Here is a 20313-nt window from a genome sequence, read left to right as displayed (position 1 = left end):
GAACCTCGTAGTGGGCTACGAAGTTCCACTCACATGGGCTTACTTCTCCTCGTACTTGGGGAACACCGGCGTCGGGGCCGGGAGAGCGGTGCCGGGAACCGAACGTGTTGCGATGTCGGCGAATTCGCGGTTCGACGCCCCGAGCAGGTCGAGAATGCGCGACGCGGAATCGGGCATGACGGGCTGGGCCAGGATGCTCACGATGCGCAACACCTCGATCGTCACGTACAGCACGGTGGCCATGCGATCGGGGTCGGTCTTGCGCAGCACCCATGGCTGCTGCAGCGAGAAGTAGCGGTTGGTCTCGCCGAGTACCGACCAGATCGCTTCGAGCGCGGAATGGATTGCCTGCACATCGAATTCGCGGCGGCAGATCTCCAGCAGCGCGTCCGCGCGGGCCAGCATCGCCTCGTCCTCGGCGGTGAAGTTACCCGGTGTCGGAAGCTGTCCTTCGAGGTTCTTCGCCACCATCGTCAGCGAACGCTGCGCGAGGTTGCCCAGTTCGTTGGACAGGTCGGCATTGACGCGGGCGACGATCGCCTCGTGGCTGTAGCTGCCGTCCTGCCCGAACGAGACCTCGCGGAGGAAGAAGAAGCGCACCGGATCGAGGCCGTAGTTCTCCACCAACGAGTCGGGGGTCAGCACGTTGCCCAGAGACTTGGACATCTTCTCGCCCTTGACATTCAAGAACCCGTGCACGAACACCCGCTTGGGTAGCTCGATGCCTGCGGACATCAGGAACGCCGGCCAGTAGACGGTGTGGAACCTCGTGATGTCCTTGCCGATGACGTGCAGATCGGCGGGCCAGAACTTCCGATACGCCTCCGAGTCGGTCTCAGGGAAACCCGCACCGGTCAGGTAGTTGGTCAACGCGTCGACCCACACGTACATGACGTGCGCGGGATCGCCGGGTACCGGCACACCCCAGTCGAATGTGGTTCGGGAGATCGACAGGTCGCGCAGACCGCCCTTGACGAAGTTCACGATCTCGTTGCGGCGCGTGTTCGGCGCGATGAAATCGGGCGACGCGTCGTACATCTCGAGCAGTTTGTCCTGGTACTGCGAGAGCCGGAAGAAGTACGACGACTCCTCGGTCCATTCGACGGGCGTGTTCGTCTCGGTCGCGACGCGGGACCCGTCCTCGGTCAGGGTGGTCTCGGCCTCGGTGTAGAACGCCTCGTCGCGGACCGAGTACCAGCCGGAGTAGGAGTCGAGGTAGATGTCGCCGTTCGCCTCCATCCGTCGCCACAGTTCCTGGCTGGCGGCATGGTGGTCGGCATCGGTGGTGCGGATGAAGCGGCCGTACGAGCTCTGCAGCAGATCGTGCGCCGCCTGGAAGGCGTCGGAATTGCGCGCCGCGAGCTCGCGGACGTCGATGCCCTCGTTCTGCGCGGTCTGCTGCATCTTGAGGCCGTGCTCGTCGGTTCCCGTCAGAAAACGCACGTCGTAGCCATCGAGGCGCTTGAAGCGCGCGATCGTGTCGGTGGCGATGTATTCGTACGCGTGCCCGATGTGAGGTGCTCCGTTGGGGTACGCGATTGCCGTGGTGACGTAGAAGGGTGGCCGTGAGGCATCAGCTGGCGCAGTCATGGTGCGCCTACTCTATCCAGCGTGAGTAGAGAACGTCCCGCGCCACCGCTGCCCGATGCCGTCGGCACCCTCGTCGACGCCCACACCCACCTCGATGCCTGCGGAGCGACCGATGCCGCGAGCGTGGCCGCGATCGTCGATCGCGCCGAGTCGGTGGGGGTCACCCGGGTGGTCACGATCGCCGACGACCTCGACGCTGCGCGCTTCGCCGTCGACGCTGCATCCTGGGATCCACGGGTGTGGGCGGCGGTCGCGATCCATCCCACCCGCGCGAATGCGCTCGACGACGCAGCGAAGGCCGAGATCGAACGACTCGCGGCCGATCCCCGCGTCGTCGCCATCGGCGAAACGGGTCTGGACTACTACTGGCCCGGCAAGCTCGACGACTGTGCGACGGTCCCGGAGCAGCACGAGGGATTTCGCTGGCACATCGATCTCGCCAAGCGCCTCGGGAAGCCGCTGATGATTCACAACCGCGAGGCCGACGAGGATCTGCTCGCGGTCCTGGTCGCCGAGGGCGCTCCGGAGACGGTGATCTTCCACTGCTTCTCCGGCGGGCCCGAGACCGCCAAGGCCTGCGCCGACGCCGGTTACGTTCTCAGCTTCTCGGGGACGGTCAGTTTCAAGAACGCGCATGCGCTGCGTGAGGCCGCAGTGTTGGTGCCCGACGAGTTGGTGCTGGTGGAAACGGATGCTCCGTTTCTCACTCCGCATCCGTTTCGCGGTGCACCCAACGAGCCGTACTGCCTGCCGTACACCGCCCGGGCGCTGGCCGAGGTTCGTGGCCAGGACCCGGCCGAACTGGCGGCGCATGCCACGGCGAATGCCGAGCGGGTGTACGGGCTGTAGCTCCTTGGGTTGCGGCGGAGGTACTAATTCGTTACCGTACCGTGACCGAACTCGGGCGTTTCGACCCCGAAGTCACGCTTGCAACCGCCAGGAATACGAAACTTGTCGACTATCAGACGTCTCAACTCCGCTCGTTCGACCACGCTCTACCTGGTCATCGCGGCCCTGTTGATGACGCTGGTCGCCGGGGGCGTGATGGCGGTGAGCCGTCACAAAACCGTGACCATCGACGTCGACGGCGACATGATTTCGCTGAGCACGATGAAGACCGACGTCAACAGCGCTCTCGTCGATGCCGGCTACACGCCGTCGGACAAGGATCTGGTCGTTCCCGCGCCCGACTCCGGGCTGAGTGACGGCGACACCGTCGTGCTGCGCCGCGCTCGCGAGATCACGCTGAACGTCGACGGCAAGCCGGAGGAGATCTGGACCACTGCGTTGACGGTCGAGGAAGCTCTGCAGCAGACGGGCCTCGCCGAGGACGTCCACGTGTCGGCGTCTCGCTCCGAGCGGTTGCCCCTCGACGGCACCGAACTGGACGTGGCCCTGCCCAAGCAGGTCTCGCTGGTCGACGGAGGCAGTCCGGCAACGCCGGTGACGCTCGCCGCTCCGACCGTGCGCGAATTCCTCGAAGCAGCGGGCAAGCCATTGGAAGAGGCCGACACCGTGTCGCCGGATCCGGATGCCGCCGTCACCGACGGTGCCGAGATCGTCGTCACGCGCGACCGGACCGTCACCAAGACCGAGACCACCGACACCGATGCCCCGGAACAGCGCATCGAAGATCCGACGATGAACATGAGCAAGACCGTCGTCGAGAACCCTGGCGCTCCCGGCGTCTCCGACATCACCTGGAAGATCAACATGGTCAACGGGGTCGAGGCCGGGCGCGAGAAGATCGACGAAGTGGTCAAGGTGCCGGCGCAGCCGAAGACCGTTCGAGTCGGAGCCAAGCCCGGCACCGAGGTCCCACCCGTGGAGAACGGTGCGATCTGGGACGCGCTTGCTCAATGCGAGGCAACCGGCAACTGGGCCATCAACACCGGCAACGGTTTCTATGGCGGCGTGCAATTCGACCAGAACACCTGGGAACGCCAGGGCGGCCTGAAATACGCACCGCGCGCCGACCTCGCCACCCGCGAAGAACAGATCGCCATCGCATCGGTGACGCAGAAGTCGCAGGGCTGGGGCGCATGGCCGGCATGCACCTCGCGTCTGGGTTACCGCTAGTTCCCGTAGAGTTCCCGCCGTGTCCGAACATGTGAGGGGAGCTGCGGCTCTGCTCGGTCCTGCCGAAGTCCGCTCTCTCGCTGCCGAGCTCGACGTGCGTCCCACCAAACAACTCGGCCAGAACTTCGTGCACGACGCCAACACCGTGCGACGCATCGTCGCCTCCGCCGGTGTCGGACCTCAGGACACCGTCCTCGAAGTCGGTCCCGGCCTCGGATCGTTGACTCTCGCTCTGCTCGATGTGGCCGACGCCGTTGTCGCGGTCGAGATCGACCCCAAGCTCGCGACCCGCTTGCCCATCACTGTGGCCGACCGCGCCCCCAGCCTTGCCGAACGGTTGACGGTCATCGAAGCCGACGCGTTGCGCGTACGGGCCGAGGACATTCCGGGACACCCGACGGCATTGGTGGCGAACCTGCCGTACAACGTCGCGGTGCCTGTGCTCATTCACCTGTTCTCGGAGCTACCCAGCCTGCGGGTGGCCGTGGTGATGGTCCAGGCCGAGGTTGCCGATCGCCTCGCCGCGGTACCGGGAAGCAAGATCTACGGCATTCCCAGCGTCAAGGCCCGATTCTTCGGTGACGTCAAACGGGCCGGGGCAGTAGGCCGTTCGGTGTTCTGGCCGGTTCCCAAAGTGGAATCGGGGCTGGTGCGCATCGATCGATACGCCGAGCCGCCGTGGCCGATCGATACCGTGCACCGGAAGTCGGTATTCGCCGTCATCGACGCCGCATTCGCCCAGCGCCGCAAGACTTTACGGGCCGCCCTCGCGGGGTGGGCCGGTTCACCCGTCGCCGCGGAGCGCAGACTTCGCGAGGCCGGAATCGATCCCACTGCCCGCGGCGAAACGATCGACGCGGCAGCGTTCGTTCGCCTGGCGGCTACCGAGGCCTGACGTCTCGTCCTTACAGGTGAATGTCCGACAGTCGCGTCAGTTCGGTCCACTTCGACGCCTCGGCGCGTGCCGCTGCGACAGGTGCGTACCGGTCGGCCTCGGTGAGACTTCCCAGCTCCAAGCCGGTCGCCGACGCGATGTCTGCTACCGGAACCTGATACGTGCGGTACGGGCCGAGCGGTGGGGGATCGGTCTCGACCCGAAGCGGCTTGTCGAGAATCGGGTCGAGTGACGGCGACTGATCGAGCACGTATCCGGTGCACGCCGGTGCCGAACCCTGGGACCACGCGGCAATCTTGAAGAAGCGACGCGGTATGGCAATGCCTCGGTAGATCGGATCGTCGTCGGCGAAGATGCAGCCACTGAACACCGAGAGTCGTTGCCCGTACTGCTCGGCATGGCCCAGTACGTAATCCTCGAGCCCCAGCCACAGAGTTTTCGATTGGTTCAGAGTGGCCGTCTGCGGAGCGCACACCGTGTAGTGGAAGGTATCCGCATTGGCGCGCGTCGCGACCGACAGCTCGTCCCACACCGGATCTCGTCGGCGAACGAGATGCCCACGGTCGAGGTCGTTGTTCGAGTACAACTCGTTCCCCGCCTGCTGCGCTGCCGGGAGCCGCTCGTCCAGACGCCAATCATCGCCTCGCTCCACGTCTTTCAGGCTCGAGCCGTCGATGTTCACGCCGGTGACCGCGGCGAGGCGTCGGGCAGGATCCATGGACACCGAGAAATGCGTGTACGGAAGAACCACCAGGCCTGCTCGACCCGGCAGCGGAACGTCGATGTCGGCCAGGAAGGTCGGGTCGAAACCGAGTGGGGTCGTCATGGACCCATTGACTCACGCGTCGGTTACCGGAGGGTGAACCGCGGCGAGGTATCTCCGTTCGAGGGCCGCGTGACGCGCGGCGACCACGCGGCATTCCTCTTTCAGCTCCGGCGGGTCGAGCACGGTGAAGTCGGTGTCGAAGGCCGCGAGCCAGCGGGCGATCGACGGCAGTGAGTCTCCCGAGAGCACCACCGCACACGAGGTGTCGTCGATGGATTCGAGAGTGCCCCAGTGCTCGTCGACCATCGGGGCGATCGTCTCGATCGGCGCATGCAAGCGAATGCGCGCCCGAACCTGGGTGAACGCGCGGTCGATTCCCTTCGAGACGAACGCCGCCGCCCCGCCTGCAGGCAACTCTCGCGGGGTGAACCGAGGACCCGTCGGGATCTTCGGAATCAGGCGATCCACTCGATACGATCGCCAATCCTGGCGCAGCACATCCCAACCCAGCAGATACCACCGCGCTCCCGCCCGAACCAAGCTGTAGGGCTCCACCTCGCGCCGAGACTCGGAACCGTCGTGCTTGCGGTAGTCGAATCGCAGTCGCTCGTGACCGTGACACACCGCAGCCACCGTCGACAACACCGCCGCATCCACCGCAGACCGCGGGGTGTGCTCCACCACGTCGATACGGAGGGCATCGAGCCGATGCCGGATGCGCGACGGCATCACCTGCCGCAGCTTCGTCAACGCACGCAACGACGCCTCGCCGATCCCTGCCACCGACCCACCGGCCGCCGACTGCAAACCGAACGCCACCGCCAACGCCTCGTCGTCGTCGAGCAATAGCGGGGGCATCTCGGCACCCGGCCCCAACTGATAGCCGCCGCCGACACCCGGCGTCGCATTGACCGGATAACCGATATCGCGCAACTTGTCGACATCGCGCCGCAGCGTGCGAGGCGTCACGTCGAGCCGTTCCGCCAGCTCTGCACCCGCCCAATCGCGCCGGGTCTGCAGAAGCGACAACAGCCGCAACAGCCGGGCCGAGGTTTCCTTCATATCCACACAATGCCACCGAATGCGGACACCTTCGGTCCTCTTTGCGCTCTCTTGCCGCCACCGAAGTCCACTCAACGTGACATTGACCCCCGAAAAGTCCACCGAACGTGACATTGAGTACCCCCAGGTGGGCCGTCTGATGGTGAACCCGGCCCATGTTTCTCCACTACTGTGGTTAAACGTGCTGTCTGTCGTTCCCACGCCCGTTGTCGTTCGGGCCCCGTCGAAGGTGAATCTGCATCTTTCGGTCGGTGACCTGCGTCCCGACGGCTTTCACGAGTTGACGACGGTGTTCCAGGCGCTGTCTCTCTCCGACGAGTTGTCGGTCGTTCCGGCGAAGGCGTTGTCGGTTCGGGTGCGCGGCGACGACGCGAAGGTCGTTCCGACGGATTCGCGGAACCTGGTCTGGAAGGCCGCCGAGCTGTTGGGCCGTCGGGTCGGGCGCGAGCCGTCGGTGGAGATCACCATCGACAAGGGCATTCCGGTGGCCGGTGGCATGGCGGGCGGTAGTGCGGATGCTGCCGCGACGTTGGTTGCGCTCAACGCGATGTGGCATCTGGAGCTCTCACGTGACGAGCTCGACGAGGTGGCGGCCGAGCTCGGTAGCGATGTGCCGTTCTCGTTGCACGGCGGTACTGCCGTCGGCACCGGCCGCGGTGAGAAGTTGCTTCCGGTGCTCTCGCGTAACAACTTTCATTGGGTTCTGGCGTTGGCGAAGGGTGGTCTGCAGACCCCTGCCGTGTACGGCGAGCTCGATCAGTTGCGGGCCAAGGGCGATCCGCCCAGGCTCGGCGGAACCGAGGATCTGATGCATGCCCTCGCGTCGGGTGATGCGCGGGCCCTCGCCCCGCTGTTGGGCAACGATCTGCAGGCCGCTGCGGTCTCGCTGATGCCGCAGTTGCGTCGCACACTGAGAGCGGGTGTCACTGCGGGTGCGTTGGCGGGCATCGTGTCCGGCTCGGGCCCCACGTGTGCGTTCCTGTGCGCCGACGCCGATGCGGCGGTGTCGGTGAGCGCTGAATTGTCCGGTGCAGGCGTGTGCCGCACCGTCCGTGTTGCGAGTGGACCGGTTCCCGGTGCTCGTGTGGTCACTAGTGAATCGAATGGTTTTTCCTGATGGTCAATCTCGTCAATCTCGAAAACGTCAGTAAGTCCTTCGGCGTCAAGCCTCTGCTCGACGGCGTCTCCCTCGGTGTGCAGGAGGGCGAACGCATCGGCATGGTCGGCCTCAACGGCGGTGGCAAGACCACCACCCTCGAGGTTCTCGCCGGCATCGAACCCCCCGATTCGGGACGCGTCAGCCGCGTCAACGGACTGCGGATGGCCGTCGTCACTCAGCGTGGTGTGTTGCCGCCCGGGTCGACGGTCGGTCAGGTGGTACTCGATCCGCTCGGGATGGCCGAGCACGAGTGGGCCGGCGATTCGCGGGTACGAAACATCCTGACCGGCATCGGTATTGCCGATCTGGGTCCGGCCGGCAGCTCCGGACTGGACGCGCCGATCGACAACCTCTCCGGTGGCGAGCGCCGACGAGTCGCGTTGGCAGCAGCCCTCGTTCAGGATCTGGATCTGTTGGTGCTCGACGAGCCCACCAACCACCTCGACGTCGAGGGCGTGCAGTGGCTGGCCGCACACCTGGTGAGCCGTCGGAGCGCGCTACTGGTCGTCACGCACGATCGGTGGTTCCTCGACACCGTCGCCAATCAGACGTGGGAGGTCGTCGGGGGTGGCATCGAAACCTACGAGGGTGGCTACAACGATTGGGTTTTCGCGCGTGCAGAGCGCTCCCGTCAGGCCGACGCATCCGAGGAGCGGCGTCGCAACCTCGCCCGCAAGGAACTCGCATGGCTGCGCCGCGGTGCTCCCGCGCGAACGTCCAAGCCCAAATACCGCATCGAGGCCGCCGAGGCATTGATTGCCGACGTACCGCCGCCTCGTGACTCCGTCGCGCTGTCCTCCTTTGCACAGCGCCGTCTGGGCAAGGTCGTCATCGAACTCGAGGACGCGCGCCTGGAAACTCCCGACGGCCGTGAGCTGGTCAAGGACTTCACGTGGCGTCTGGCTCCCGGCGAGCGCGTCGGTCTCGTCGGCGTCAACGGCTCGGGTAAGACGACGATGCTGCGTACGCTCGCCGGTGAACTGCAGCCCGCTTCGGGCAAGCGCATCCAGGGCCAGACCGTCAAGATCGGGTGGCTGAAGCAGGAATTGGACGACCTACCCAAGAAGCTGCGTGTCCTCGACGCGGTCAAGGAGGTGGCCGAGCGGATCACGTTGGGCGACAAGGAGATTTCCGCCGGGCAGCTCGCGGAAAGGCTGGGCTTCACCCCAGCTCGCCAGCGCACGCCGGTCGGTGACCTGTCCGGTGGCGAACGCCGCCGCCTGCAGTTGACGCGAGTCCTGATGGCCGAGCCGAACGTGCTGTTGCTCGACGAGCCGACCAACGACCTGGACATCGACACCCTGCAGCAGCTCGAGGACATCCTGGACGGCTGGGCGGGCACGCTCGTCGTCATCAGTCACGACCGGTACCTGATCGAGCGCATCTGTGACTCGACGTGGGCCCTGTTCGGTGACGGCAAGCTCACCAACCTGCCCGGCGGCATCGAGGATTACCTGCGCAGGCGGGCCGTCCTCGCCGCCGACGCGACGCCCGACTCGTTGACCACCGGCGGGGTGCCGCGGAAGGCAACCCGTGATGCGGCTTCGGAGCGCGCTGCCCGTAAGGAACTCAGCAAGCTCGAGAAGCTCGTCATTCGCCTGTCCAAGCGGGAGACCGAACTGCACGCCGAACTCGCCGAGGCTGCCACTGCGCCGGACAAGCTCGTGGCCCTCGACACCGAACTCAAGCAGGTTCTCGCCGACAAGGACGTCGCCGAGGAACGCTGGATGGAATTGGCCGCCGAACTGGAGTAGAGGGCTTCGCCCATGTGAGTGGTAACTCGTAACCTGCTACGAAGTTTCATGCACATGCGCGCAGCGCATACTGTGGTCATGGCATCGGTCGTCGCAGAAGTGATGGGTTCGGATTTCGCTCGTCTGCATCCCAAGGTCCAATGGCGTTTCGGTTTGCAGTCCTCGGATCATCGGGCTCAGTTCGGGGTCGGTGTGATGGAGGAGATGACTCACTCTCGTCTCGTTCCTCCGCCGCTGCTGTGGGCCGGTCGTAAGCGAGGCCTGTTTCCTGCTGGGGTGGGCAAGGATGTGCCCTTCACTATTGCCAACTATGCGTACGTCGACGAATTGGGCCGCGAGACAATGTCTTTCGTGCGTCGCTTCGCGTTCGCCGCGCGTCCGCAGGGGATGAATTCGGTGATGGTGTCGTCGGCAGAATCCGACGCATATGCGCTCGACTACCTGGGGTTCTCGTCGGACATGGTGGTGCACACCACGTGTGCGGTCGACTCCGACGGCGGGTTGGTGCTCGAGAGCGAGGTGCCGCGGTTTCTGCTCGGTCCCATTGCGCCGAAGTTGCCGAAGGTGGCCTCTGCGGTCACGATCGGTCGGGAATGGTGGGACGCGGCAGAGGAACGGCACCGCATCGAGATCGAAGTCAAGAGCCCGGTGCTCGGCCAGTTGTTCCTGTATCGCGGGTGGTTCACCGCGGAGGAGCGCGAGTGCCGTCCCGCCGACATACCGTCCGACGCGCGGCCGCGCTCGATCGAATCACGCGAATAGCGCTACTGTTACGCGTCGATCGAAGCAGGTGAAAGGGAGTCCGCAGTGGCCGTAGTCGAAGCCGAGGTAGTCGGTGGTGTCGGGCATATCGTCCTGAACCGGCCGGAGGCCCTGAACTCGTTGAACGAGGCCATGATCCACGGCATTCGCGCGGCACTCGATGCGTGGCGGGACGACGACACCGTCGGTTCGGTTCTGGTGACGAGCAGTTCACCGCGCGCGTTCTGCGCCGGCGGAGACATCAAGGCCATCAGGCAGGCCGTGATCGACGGCGACCGAGAAGCCGGGCCGCGCTACTTCTCTGCCGAGTACGACCTCGACGAGATCATTGCGACGTACCCCAAGCCGTATGTGGCGGTCATCGAGGCCGCGGCGTTCGGGGGAGGGTTAGGAATCTCGGTGCACGGCAGCGTGCGGATCGTGACCGAGAACGCTCTTCTGGCGATGCCGGAGACGGCGATCGGATTCGTTCCCGACGTGGGTTCGAGCTATTTCCTGTCCCGGCTGCCTGATCACATCGGACGCTACTTGGCGCTGACAGGCACCCGGATCACCGGATCCGACGCTGTGACACTGCGATTGGCGACACACTTTTGTCCCAGCGAATCCGTCCAGGCGCTGAAGGACGACATTCTCGGCGGCACCGATCTCGGTGCAGCGCTCGAGCGACACACGACCCCGCCGCCGACGACGGAATTGTCGTTCGACGCGAAGGCGGTGGCCACGGTGTTCGAGAAGACGTCGCTCGTCGACATCATCGATGCTTTGGAGTGCGATACCGCGTGGTCTCGCACGACCAAGACTCAGTTGGCAACGCTGTCGCCGACGTCCTTGATGGCCACCGATGCCCTGATCGAGCGGGCTGCGGACAGTACGTTGCGGGAGTGCCTCGATCGCGAGTTGCGGCTGGCGACATGGATCATCACAGAACCGGACTTCGCCGAGGGGGTGCGCGCAGTGCTGGTCGACAAGGACCGCGCGCCGCAGTGGAAGCCTCTGGTGCTCGAGATGGTGCGACCAGAGGCCTTCCAGCGGCTGCTGTGACCGTCAGTGGGTCAGCGGTAACCCTTGGCGGGGTTCTGCAGGTCCAGCACGATGGTCTGGCCGTTGGAACGCACGTGGATCTCCGGGTTCTGCAGACCGCCGGAGACGAGGTATTCGCCGAGGAGCTGAAGCAGCTCGTCGGGGCCGACGGAGGTGTCGGGGGTGCGGATGTCGCCGGTGCGGCTGCCGAGTTCGTTCTGGGTCAGCCGACCCGCAATACGAACCGAGGCGACGCCCATGGCGGTACGACGGTCGGGTGCCTGGCCGCGGCCGAGAGACGGCGACGTGCTGCCGCTGGAGGCGTGAGCGGTGGAACGGCCGTTGGTGGGCAGGCCGTGTTCTGAGATCTGATCGCTGGTGGTCACTTCAACCTCGTTCGATTCCGTGGCGGGCTTCTCTGATGCTGCGGGCTGTGGAGCGGATGCCGTGTCGGTGGACGTGACCACTGCCGCCGGGAAATCGGTGGTGGTTTCGGCCGCCTTCTCGGCGGGTGCAGCTACCGAACTGTCGGCGCGGGCACCGTTGGACGGAGTGGAATCGGAGTTCGGCGGCGTCGCCAAACGATGCGCGGGAGCGCCACCGACCTTGATCCCGGCCAATGGGTAGTTCGTTCCCTTAGTCATGTCGTTTTCCACTTCATCGTGATTCTCGGGTGGTTCCGCGCCGAGACGCCATGATCGGAGAACTCACATGACGCCCAACTCGGCGTCGAGCACGCCAAAACGTACTCGAAGTTTGTTCGGACCGCCTGAGAGTAGCATCACGATTGTTTAGATCGCCATTTTTTGGTCCAAAGGCTTGTTCTGAATCCTGAACCACACCACGAAACCCCAGGTCACAAACCCGGCGTATACCAAGTAGAGGACAGCGGACGGGTAGAAACCGGCGATCACCAGCAGCGGGACGCCCACGATGTCCACCGCGATCCAAATGAGCCAGAATTCGGTGAGCCCGCGGGCCATGCCGAACGTCGCCAGCATCGAACCGGTGAAGATCCACGCATCGGCCCACTTGCCGAACGAACCGAGGTACCCGAACAGCTGCGCGAACACGATCGTTCCGACGACTGCGACAGTGATCATCACCAGTCGCTCACGGGCAGTGCCCCAGCGCGGAACGACGGCGGCCCCCGAGTTCCTCGAGCCGCGCATCCACCGGGCCAGCCCGTAAGCGCTGACGGCAATGAACATCAGCTGCCGTCCGGCTTGTCCGTACAGATCCAACGCCTGCGGAGTGTGGAACACCCCGCCCATGAAGACGGTGAACAGCAGCGCATTTCCGATGATTCCCACCGGCCACGCCCACACGACTCGACGCATCCCGCCGACCGCGGAGAGCAGTCCGAAGCCGTTCCCGATCACCTCGCGCCACAGCACCGGGTGGCCCAGCACGCTGAATTCGGCGTCGAGCAGATCTGTCAGCACCGCGACAGGTTACTGATCGCCTGCGGCGACGAGGGGCTCGAGGGTGAGCTCGGGCATCTCCTTCTGGATGTACTGCAGTCGCCACTTGTCGCTGACGAGAGCCAGCAGGGCACCGTCGGTCCGGGTGAAGACCTCGACGCCGCGCTGGCGGCCCAATTCGACGGCCGACGCCGCGTCGGTGCGCCGAGCAAGTGAGTAACCCAACGGTTCCATCCGAGCGTCGACGCCGAATTCGGTCTTCATTCGTGCGGTGACCACCTCGAACTGCATCGGGCCGACGGCCGCGAGAACCGGGGAGGCGTCGCCCCGAATGTCGTTGCGCAGCACCTGAACCACGCCCTCGGAGTCGAGTTGTTCGACGGCTCGGCGGAACTTCTTGTACTTGTCGGCGCTGTCGACGCGCAGTGCCGAGAAGTGCTCGGGTGCGAACGACGGGATCGGTGGGAACTCGACCTTCTTGTCGGTGTACAACGTGTGGCCGGGCGCGAGCGCGGTGGCGTTGACCAGACCGACGATGTCGCCGGGGTAGGCGTTCTCGACCGTCGTCCGGTCACGGCCGAAGACGGTGAGCGCGTACTTGGTGGTGAACGGCTTCTTGGTCTGTGCGTGCGTGACGACCATGCCCCGCTCGAACACACCCGAGACCACGCGCATGAAGGCCAGGCGGTCTCGGTGTGCGGTGTCCATGCCGGCCTGCACCTTGAACACGACGGCGCTGAAGGGATCGGTCACCGCGCGCACCCCGTCGGAGACGTCGGCCCGGGGGCCTGGTGCGGGGGCCAGCGCCACCAGGGTGTCGAGGATCTGGCGCACGCCGAAGTTCAGCATCGCCGAGCCGAAGATCACCGGCGACGTCTGGCCGGCGAGGAACATCTCCTGGTCGTGTTGCTGGCCGCTCGAGATCAGCAGATCACTCTCCTCGACGGCGGTGTCCCAGTCGACGCCCTCACGCTGCGCGGCGGCCTCGGCCGTCATGAATTCCTCGGGCGCTATCGTGGCACCACCCGCAGTTCGGGTGAAGCGGATGTAACTGCCGTCCTGCACATCGAGCAGGCCACGGAAGTCACCCGCGATGCCGACGGGCCAGTACAGAGGCGTCGGCGTCAGGCCGATGCGTGACTCGATCTCGTCGAGCAGTTCGAGCGGGGACTGACCCGGGCGGTCCCACTTGTTGATGACGGTGATGACCGGGATGCCGAACTGGCGGCACACCTGGAACAGCTTGAGGGTCTGCGGCTCGAGGCCCTTCGCAGCGTCGATGAGCATGACGGCCGCGTCGACTGCCGTCAGGACGCGGTAGGTGTCCTCGGAGAAATCGGCGTGCCCGGGGGTGTCGACGAGGTTGATCACGTTGGTGACCTCGGCGTCGGGGGAGGTCTGGTAATTGAACTGCAGCGCAGTCGAACTCACCGAAATGCCGCGCGCCTTCTCCATCTCCATCCAGTCCGAGACGGTGGAGCGACGGCCGGCCTTGCCGTGAATGGCACCGGCCTCGGAGATGACGCGCGCGTGCAGGGCGAGGGCCTCGGTGAGCGTCGACTTACCGGCATCGGGGTGTGAGATCACCGCGAATGTTCGACGCCTCGCGACCTCGAAATCGAGTTCCCTGGCCGAGTGTCGAGCGGGGCCGGAGTTCGGTCCTGACCCGTCGAGTGCTGCATCGACGTCGGGGGAACTGGGCGGGGTACTCACGAAGGCCTCTATCTCGTAGTCACGGCAACGGCAAAGGTCAAGGATACGCGGCCGGTAACGGTCACCGGTCATCGCGGGATTGCTTAGGGTGAGGGACGCGGAAGGACCGTCGAACGAGGAGATGACGCGTTGAGCAAGTTCACCGACGAGATGTTCGAGACCGCAAGCAGCAGCAAACGTGGTTTGGTCACCGGCGAGCCCGAGGCGGCGTTGCGCCAGTCGTGGGGTGAGATCCACGAGCAGGCGCGGCGGATGGCGGGCGCGTTGGCCGACGCGGGGGTCGAACACGGCGACGCGATCGGCATTCTCGCCGGCCAGCCCGTCGACATCGCACCTGCGTGCCAGGCCACGTGGATGCGCGGAGCGTCGGTGACGATGTTGCATCAGCCCACCCCGCGGACCGATCTGGCCGTCTGGGGCGAGGACACCGAAACCGTCGTCCGGATGATCGACGCGAAGGCGGTGATTCTGGGAGCTCCGTTCGACATCGCCGCACCGGTGCTCGTCGAGCGCGGCATCACTGTGCTGAAGATCGACGACATGAAGTCCGGTCGCGACATCGATCCGGTGCCGACGGCCGAGACCGACATCGCGCTGCAGCAGCTCACGTCCGGCTCCACCGGGTCGCCCAAGGCCGTGCGCATCACGCACGAGAACTTCTACGTCAATGCGTACGCGATGATCGATCGCATCGAGTTCGACGTCAATTCCGACGTCATGGTCAGTTGGTTGCCGCTCTTCCACGACATGGGCATGGTGGGCTTTCTGTCGGTGCCGATGCAGGTAGGTGCCGAGGTCGTGAGCATCACTCCGTTGGACTTCCTGCGCTCGCCGCTGTTGTGGGCCAAGCTCATCGACAAGTACCGCGGAACAGTCACTGCTGCACCCAATTTCGCGTATTCACTGTTGGCGCGTCGGCTGCGTCAGGCGGAGGACGATCTGGATCTGGATCTGTCCACGCTGCGTTACGCGTGGAACGGTGCCGAACCCGTCGACCCCGACACGATGATCGCATTGGCAGAAGCGGGTGCGCCGTACAAGCTCGATCCTGCGGCCCTCGCGCCCGTGTACGGAATGGCGGAAACGACTCTCGCCGTGTCGATTCCGGACCCGGGGCAGGGACAGGTGATCGACGTCGTCGACGCGGATCTACTCGAAACCCTCGGCCGCGCAGTCCCGTCCACCCGGGGCAACACCCGATCCCTGGCGACTCTCGGAAAGTTCGTTCCCGGTCTCGAAGGTCGCGTCGTGGACAAGGAAGGGCAGGTGCTCACCGCGCGCGGTGTCGGCATCATCGAGGTCCGCGGCAAGGCCGTCACGCCCGGATACATCACCGTCGACGGCCCCGTGCCGACACAGGACGCCGACGGCTGGCTCGATACCGGCGACGTCGGCTACATCACCGAGGACGAACTGGTGGTCGTCTGCGGCCGGGTCAAGGACGTCATCATCATGGGCGGCCGCAACATCTATCCCACCGACATCGAACGAGCCGCGGGCACCGTCGCGGGAGTTCGGCCCGGTAACGCCGTCGCGATCCGCCTCGACGCCGGCGACAAACGCGAAAGCTTCGCTGTTGCAGTCGAAACGAACGATATCGACAACCCCGACGAGGTCAAGCGCATCGAGCGTGAAGTGATCCACGCGGTGCATTCGGAGGTAGGAGTGCGCCCGCGCACGGTGGCAGTCCTGGGGCCGGGCAGCATCCCGAAGACGTCGAGCGGCAAACTGCGACGGGCCAATTCGGTGTCGCTGCTGAACTGATCAGCGCGGGTGCACCCGATTCTGGGCGGCCTCGAGACCGACCTTCAGCAGTAGCTCGGCGGCGTCGGCGGCTTCTTCGATCACGACGCCGAGGTCCTTGCGTTCGGGCGTCGAGAAGGGCTTGAGCACGAACGACGCCGGGTCCATCCGTCCCGGCGGCCGTCCGACGCCCACGCGGACCCGCAGGTAGTCCTTGGTGCCGAGGTGCTGAGAAATCGAGCGCAGACCGTTGTGCCCGCCCTCACCGCCGCCGAGCTTGAGTCGCAGTGCGCCGAAGTCGATGTCCAGTTCGTCGTGCACCACCACGATGTTCGCGGGGTCGACGGAGAAGAACCGAGCCAGTGCCGCCACCGGCTGGCCCGAGAGGTTCATGAACGTTCGCGGCTTCGCGACGACGACCGAACGGCCGTCGAGCCGGGCCTGCACGATGTCGGAATTGGACTTCTTGTGCGAGGAGAACGACGAGCCGACGCGCCCGGCGAGTGCGTCGGCGACCATGAAGCCCACGTTGTGCCGAGTCTTGTCGTACTGCGGACCGGGGTTGCCGAGCCCGACTATCAGGGCGGGGCCGTTTTCGGTGCTCACGGGCGTCATTCTTCCATCGATGGTTCGAAACGAACGGCGCGCCGTCTCCCGAAGGAGAACAGCGCGCCGCTCGAGATGCAGGGGAGAGAATCAGCTCTCGTCGGAGCTGTCTTCGTCCTCGGAAGCTGCTTCTTCCTGAGTCTCGGCCTCGCCGGTCTCGGAGATCGGCTCGGTGCCTTCGCCGTCGGCCTCGAGGTCTTCCTCGGACGGTGCCTCGACGACGTTGACCAGGAGGGTCTCGCCGTCGGAGATGAGGGTGACGTCGGACGGCAGATCCAGGTCTGCTGCGGTGATCTGCGTGCCGATCTCGGCACCCTCGACGGAGACGACGAAGTTCTCCGGGATCTCGAGCGCGTCGGCCTCGATCTCGACGGCGGTCGAGTCGGTGGTGACGAGGGTGCCCGGTGCGGCGTCGCCCTCGACGATGATGTTGACCTCGACGGTGACGCGCTCGCCCTTGTTCAGGACGAGGAGGTCGGCGTGCTCGATGCTGCGACGGATCGGGTGCACGACGATCGACTTGGTCAGTGCCAGCTGCGACTTGCCGGCGATGTCGAGGGTGAGCACAGCGTTGGTGCCGTCGTTACGCAGCACGGCAGCGAATGCGCGGGCGTCGAGTGCCAGGTGCTGGGGGTCGGTTGCGTGTCCGTACAGAACGGCGGGAACGAGGCCGTCGCGACGAGCGCGGCGTGCGGCACCCTTGCCGAATTCGGTGCGGACCTGTGCGGTGAGGTTGTTTACCTTCGATGCCATGGTGCTACATGCTCCTGATAACTGTGATCTGTGGTTCGTGCGGCGTACTTCGTCGGGCTGTCAAACTCGTCGGGGCGGACACGAACGAGCGCGGCCAACGGGGCCGAGCCGCGTCGATAACGGTGGATCCTCATGAGCCGGATCTACCCTCGCCGAGACAACCTGGAAGACAATACACGACCAGGTCACGTGCGCGGAAGTTCGACCCCTGCTACGAACTTCCGCTCACGTGCGAGCGCAGCGAGCAACTCGGCGGCCACCGACCGGGCGACGGCGATGGCGTCGTCGCGACCGCCTGCGGTTCCCATGACCACCGCACCTTCGTGCAGCAGTGACAATCGAGTCCCGAGCTCCTCTGAATCGGGGTAGCCGGCTTCGGTGGCCAGGCGTGCGAACAGCGATCGCGTCCACGCCTTCTCCGACTCGATGATGGCCAACACCGGGCTGTCGGTGCCGCCGAACTCGGCGAATGCGTTGACGAATCCGCAGCCGCGATGGTTGTCGCGCATCCACAGGTCGAGTGCGTCGTAGACCCCGAGTACACGCTGCTCACCCTGGTCGAGGGAGTCGACGTACTGCGTCACGTGCGCACACCAGAGGTCGTATCGCCGCTTCAGGTAACGCTGCACCAGGCCGTCCTTGGAGCCGAAACGGTCGTACAGGGTCTTCTTGGTGGTGCCGGCCTCGTCGGCGATCAGGTCGACGCCGACGGCGCGGATTCCGCGGTCGTAGAAGAGCTCGCTCGCGACGGCGAGAATTCGTTCCGCTGCCGGGGTCAGTGGCTTGTCGTGCATGACGACCTTTCGAAAGCGCTGGTCGGAGTGGGGTTCACTGCGAGTATACAGACCTGTATGTTTACATCGCTCTCATGACCTCACGCATCGACGTTCTCGCCGGTACGGCTCTGGTGATTCTGTGGAGTTCCGGCTTCATCGGAGCAGAATTCGGCACCGCCGAAGCTCCGGCCCACACGCTGCTGGCCTGGAGGTACCTGGTGGCAGTCGTGCTCCTCGTCGCGTGGTGCCGATGGCGACGACTCACCCCGACGTGGCACGCGCTGCGTATCCACGCAGTCCTCGGCCTCTTCTGTCAGTTCCTCTACCTCGGTGCCACCATCACCGGCATCGGCATGGGCGTCCCTCCGGGCGTCGCCGCCCTGATCGCTGCATTGCAGCCGTTGGTGGTCGCGCTGGCCTCGAGCAGGATCTTCGGCGAACGCGTCGGATCGAGAGGAATCCTCGGCCTCGTCGTCGGCATCGCCGGAGTGACGCTCGTCGTCGTCGGTGACCTGTCCGGTGCCGATCTCGCCTGGCCCGTCTACCTGCTTCCTGCCGCGGGCATGCTGGCGCTGTCGGCCGGGACGATCGGGCAACGGCTACTGGATCCGAAAGAACCCATCGCGCTGGCCATGGCCATCCAATGTGGCATCAGTGCACTCGGTTTCATGACGTGGAGTGCATTTGCCGGTGACGCGGTACCGCCGATGACGACGGGTTTCTGGGCTGCGGTGGCGTGGACGGTGGTGCTGTCGACCTTCGGCGCATACGGCGCGTACCTGTTCGTCGTGCGCCGCAATGGACCGACTCGTGCCAGCGTGCTGCTCTACCTGACACCGCCGACGACGATGCTCTGGGCTTTCGTGATGTTCGGCGACGCGGTCACGTGGTTCGGTATCGCGGGCCTCGCGGTCTCGGGGATCGGGGTCGCCGCCTACCTCAGCGCACAGCCGGACCGTAGAGCCCGCTCACACACCGGCGAGCGCAGCGAGCATCGTGTCCAGCTCGGTGAAGGTGACGAAGTAGTGCGGGGATGCACGGACGACGGCGTCGAGCCCCCGGCCCGTCATGTCCAGTCGAGTGGAACCGCGATGGCTCACCGTGACCGTCACGTTTCGGTCGGCAAGCCGGTCGCGGACGGCCACCGGCTCCTCACCGTCCACGGTGAACGAGACGATGCCGCTCTTGCGGTCACCGAGATCGTGGACGGTGACCCCGGGAATGCCTCGCATTCCGGCACGTAGGTACTCGGCGCGCTCGGAGATGGCATCCGCGACGTCGTCGATGCCCAGTTCGAGTAGATAGTCGACGGCCGCGCCGAGGGCGAGGCGGGCTGCGACGTCGCATTCCCAGAACTCGAAACGTGTTGCGTCGTCGGCCATCCGGTAGGTGGACGAGTCCTCCCACTGCGCGCTGTGCAGATCGAGAGCCGGTGGATGCAAGCTCGCGGCCAATTCCGGACGCAGGTACAGGAACCCGGTACCTCGGGGCCCGCGTAGCCACTTGCGACCGGTGGCCGACAGCGCATCGACGCCGAGTTCGTCCACGTCCACCCGCAGCTGGCCGATGGACTGACACGCGTCGAGCAGAACAAGGGCACCGTGTCGATGGGCGAGATCGGCCACTGCGCGGGCCGGGTTGATCAAGCCTCCGTTGGTGGGCGCGTGCACGACCGACACCACCTTGACCCGGTCGTCGAGCATCTGCTCGAGCGCGTCGATGTCGATGCACCCCGACGCGTCGCTCGGAATCACCTCGATCGTGGCCCCGGAGACCTCGGCGCGGTGCAGCGCGGAAATGGCGTTGCTGGCGTATTCGGCCTCGCACAGCAGGATTCGATCCCCGGCCGACAACGGCACCGAGTAGAAGAAGTCGGTCCACGCACGAGTGGCGGAATCGCTCAGAGCGATGGTCGACGCCGGTGCCCCGATCAGGGTTCCAATCGATGCCTTGACGGCCGCGAGATCGTCGAGGCGTTCGCTCGCGGCCCGGTACCCGCCGATCTCCGCCTCGCGGCGCAGATGGGCGATCGCGGTGTCGACGACGACGGTGGGCGGCAGCGAGGAGCCGGCGCTGTCGAGAAATATCCGGCTCGACGCACCAGGGGTGTCGCGGCGAATGCGGTCGTGATCGAGCATCGATAGTCCTTCCGGTAGCGAACTCTCAGGCATCAGGGTTCCACAATCGGTAGCCTCGATACGACGCGGG

Annotated in this window: 18 protein-coding genes and 1 pseudogene; 9 read left to right on the top strand and 10 right to left on the bottom strand. The window is 65.4% G+C overall.

Annotation, left to right across the window (positions count from 1 at the left end):
- Positions 1 to 39: 39 nt before the first annotated feature.
- Positions 40 to 1590, bottom strand: a complete 1551-nt coding sequence (gene metG, locus J1M81_RS15700; protein WP_206498315.1) for a methionine--tRNA ligase — start codon at positions 1588 to 1590, stop codon at positions 40 to 42.
- 21 nt (positions 1591 to 1611) lie between these two features.
- Between metG and J1M81_RS15695 the strand changes: the two genes are divergently transcribed.
- From J1M81_RS15695 to rsmA, 3 genes are all read left to right on the top strand, one after another.
- The gene (locus J1M81_RS15695) at positions 1612 to 2439 is read left to right on the top strand and encodes a TatD family hydrolase (RefSeq protein WP_206498314.1); all 828 of its coding nucleotides are present in this window, start codon (positions 1612 to 1614) and stop codon (positions 2437 to 2439) included.
- Between the two features lie 102 nt (positions 2440 to 2541).
- Positions 2542 to 3669 (top strand): resuscitation-promoting factor, encoded by a 1128-nt coding sequence (locus tag J1M81_RS15690; RefSeq protein ID WP_027496073.1) that lies wholly within the window; start codon positions 2542 to 2544, stop codon positions 3667 to 3669.
- Between the two features lie 19 nt (positions 3670 to 3688).
- A complete protein-coding gene (rsmA, locus tag J1M81_RS15685) occupies positions 3689 to 4564 on the top strand; it encodes a 16S rRNA (adenine(1518)-N(6)/adenine(1519)-N(6))-dimethyltransferase RsmA (RefSeq protein ID WP_206498313.1) in 876 nt (291 codons plus the stop codon).
- A 10-nt stretch (positions 4565 to 4574) separates the two neighbouring features.
- Here the strand turns inward: rsmA and J1M81_RS15680 are convergent, their stop codons facing one another.
- Positions 4575 to 5390 carry a DNA/RNA non-specific endonuclease gene (locus J1M81_RS15680; protein ID WP_206498312.1) on the bottom strand — a complete coding sequence of 272 codons (816 nt, stop codon included), beginning with the start codon at positions 5388 to 5390 and terminating at the stop codon, positions 4575 to 4577.
- 12 nt (positions 5391 to 5402) lie between these two features.
- Complete coding sequence (locus J1M81_RS15675) at positions 5403 to 6392, bottom strand: YafY family protein (RefSeq protein WP_206498311.1); 990 nt, start codon at positions 6390 to 6392, stop codon at positions 5403 to 5405.
- 181 nt (positions 6393 to 6573) lie between these two features.
- Between J1M81_RS15675 and J1M81_RS15670 the strand changes: the two genes are divergently transcribed.
- The 4 genes from J1M81_RS15670 to J1M81_RS15655 all read left to right on the top strand — a co-directional run bounded on the left by J1M81_RS15670 (position 6574) and on the right by J1M81_RS15655 (position 11111).
- A complete protein-coding gene (locus J1M81_RS15670; protein WP_032371216.1) occupies positions 6574 to 7509 on the top strand; it encodes a 4-(cytidine 5'-diphospho)-2-C-methyl-D-erythritol kinase in 936 nt (311 codons plus the stop codon).
- The gene (locus J1M81_RS15665) at positions 7509 to 9305 is read left to right on the top strand and encodes an ABC-F family ATP-binding cassette domain-containing protein (protein WP_032401069.1); all 1797 of its coding nucleotides are present in this window, start codon (positions 7509 to 7511) and stop codon (positions 9303 to 9305) included. The genes J1M81_RS15670 and J1M81_RS15665 overlap by 1 nt, the downstream gene beginning before the upstream one ends.
- A 78-nt stretch (positions 9306 to 9383) precedes the next feature.
- The gene (locus J1M81_RS15660; protein ID WP_032364166.1) at positions 9384 to 10067 is read left to right on the top strand and encodes a DUF4166 domain-containing protein; all 684 of its coding nucleotides are present in this window, start codon (positions 9384 to 9386) and stop codon (positions 10065 to 10067) included.
- Positions 10068 to 10112: 45 nt separating this feature from the next.
- Positions 10113 to 11111, top strand: a complete 999-nt coding sequence (locus J1M81_RS15655; protein WP_206498310.1) for an enoyl-CoA hydratase/isomerase family protein — start codon at positions 10113 to 10115, stop codon at positions 11109 to 11111.
- A gap of 11 nt (positions 11112 to 11122) precedes the next feature.
- Here the strand turns inward: J1M81_RS15655 and J1M81_RS15650 are convergent, their stop codons facing one another.
- The 3 genes from J1M81_RS15650 to J1M81_RS15640 all read right to left on the bottom strand — a co-directional run bounded on the left by J1M81_RS15650 (position 11123) and on the right by J1M81_RS15640 (position 14227).
- Complete coding sequence (locus J1M81_RS15650) at positions 11123 to 11734, bottom strand: hypothetical protein (RefSeq protein WP_206498309.1); 612 nt, start codon at positions 11732 to 11734, stop codon at positions 11123 to 11125.
- 147 nt (positions 11735 to 11881) lie between these two features.
- Entirely contained in the window at positions 11882 to 12535 is a 654-nt protein-coding gene (locus J1M81_RS15645; protein WP_206498308.1) for a nicotinamide mononucleotide transporter family protein, read from the bottom strand.
- Positions 12536 to 12544: 9 nt separating this feature from the next.
- Entirely contained in the window at positions 12545 to 14227 is a 1683-nt protein-coding gene (locus J1M81_RS15640) for a peptide chain release factor 3 (RefSeq protein ID WP_032364118.1), read from the bottom strand.
- A 129-nt stretch (positions 14228 to 14356) separates the two neighbouring features.
- Between J1M81_RS15640 and J1M81_RS15635 the strand changes: the two genes are divergently transcribed.
- Positions 14357 to 15991 carry a fatty acyl-AMP ligase gene (locus J1M81_RS15635; RefSeq protein WP_027496084.1) on the top strand — a complete coding sequence of 545 codons (1635 nt, stop codon included), beginning with the start codon at positions 14357 to 14359 and terminating at the stop codon, positions 15989 to 15991.
- On the opposite strand, the gene pth is transcribed toward J1M81_RS15635, so the two are convergent.
- The 3 genes from pth to J1M81_RS15620 all read right to left on the bottom strand — a co-directional run bounded on the left by pth (position 15992) and on the right by J1M81_RS15620 (position 18123).
- Complete coding sequence (gene pth / locus J1M81_RS15630; protein ID WP_027496085.1) at positions 15992 to 16585, bottom strand: aminoacyl-tRNA hydrolase; 594 nt, start codon at positions 16583 to 16585, stop codon at positions 15992 to 15994.
- Between the two features lie 81 nt (positions 16586 to 16666).
- Positions 16667 to 17329 (bottom strand): 50S ribosomal protein L25/general stress protein Ctc, encoded by a 663-nt coding sequence (locus J1M81_RS15625; RefSeq protein WP_027496086.1) that lies wholly within the window; start codon positions 17327 to 17329, stop codon positions 16667 to 16669.
- A 185-nt stretch (positions 17330 to 17514) separates the two neighbouring features.
- Positions 17515 to 18123: a TetR/AcrR family transcriptional regulator gene (locus J1M81_RS15620; protein ID WP_206498307.1), complete on the bottom strand. Its 609-nt coding sequence runs from the start codon at positions 18121 to 18123 to the stop codon at positions 17515 to 17517.
- 74 nt (positions 18124 to 18197) lie between these two features.
- On the opposite strand from J1M81_RS15620, the pseudogene J1M81_RS15615 reads away from it, so the two are divergent.
- Positions 18198 to 19028, top strand: a pseudogene (locus J1M81_RS15615) (DMT family transporter); the annotation flags it as partial.
- 45 nt (positions 19029 to 19073) lie between these two features.
- Here J1M81_RS15615 and J1M81_RS26395 read toward each other — a convergent pair.
- Entirely contained in the window at positions 19074 to 20243 is a 1170-nt protein-coding gene (locus J1M81_RS26395; protein ID WP_241258137.1) for an aminotransferase class V-fold PLP-dependent enzyme, read from the bottom strand.
- Between the last annotated feature and the right edge of the window lie 70 nt (positions 20244 to 20313).

This window comes from Rhodococcus sp. KRD175, from assembly GCF_017168275.1.
In the GTDB taxonomy this organism is placed as follows: domain Bacteria; phylum Actinomycetota; class Actinomycetes; order Mycobacteriales; family Mycobacteriaceae; genus Rhodococcoides; species Rhodococcoides fascians.
The sequence above is the reverse complement of the archived record's forward strand: the minus strand, read 5'-3'. Positions and strand labels throughout refer to the sequence as shown.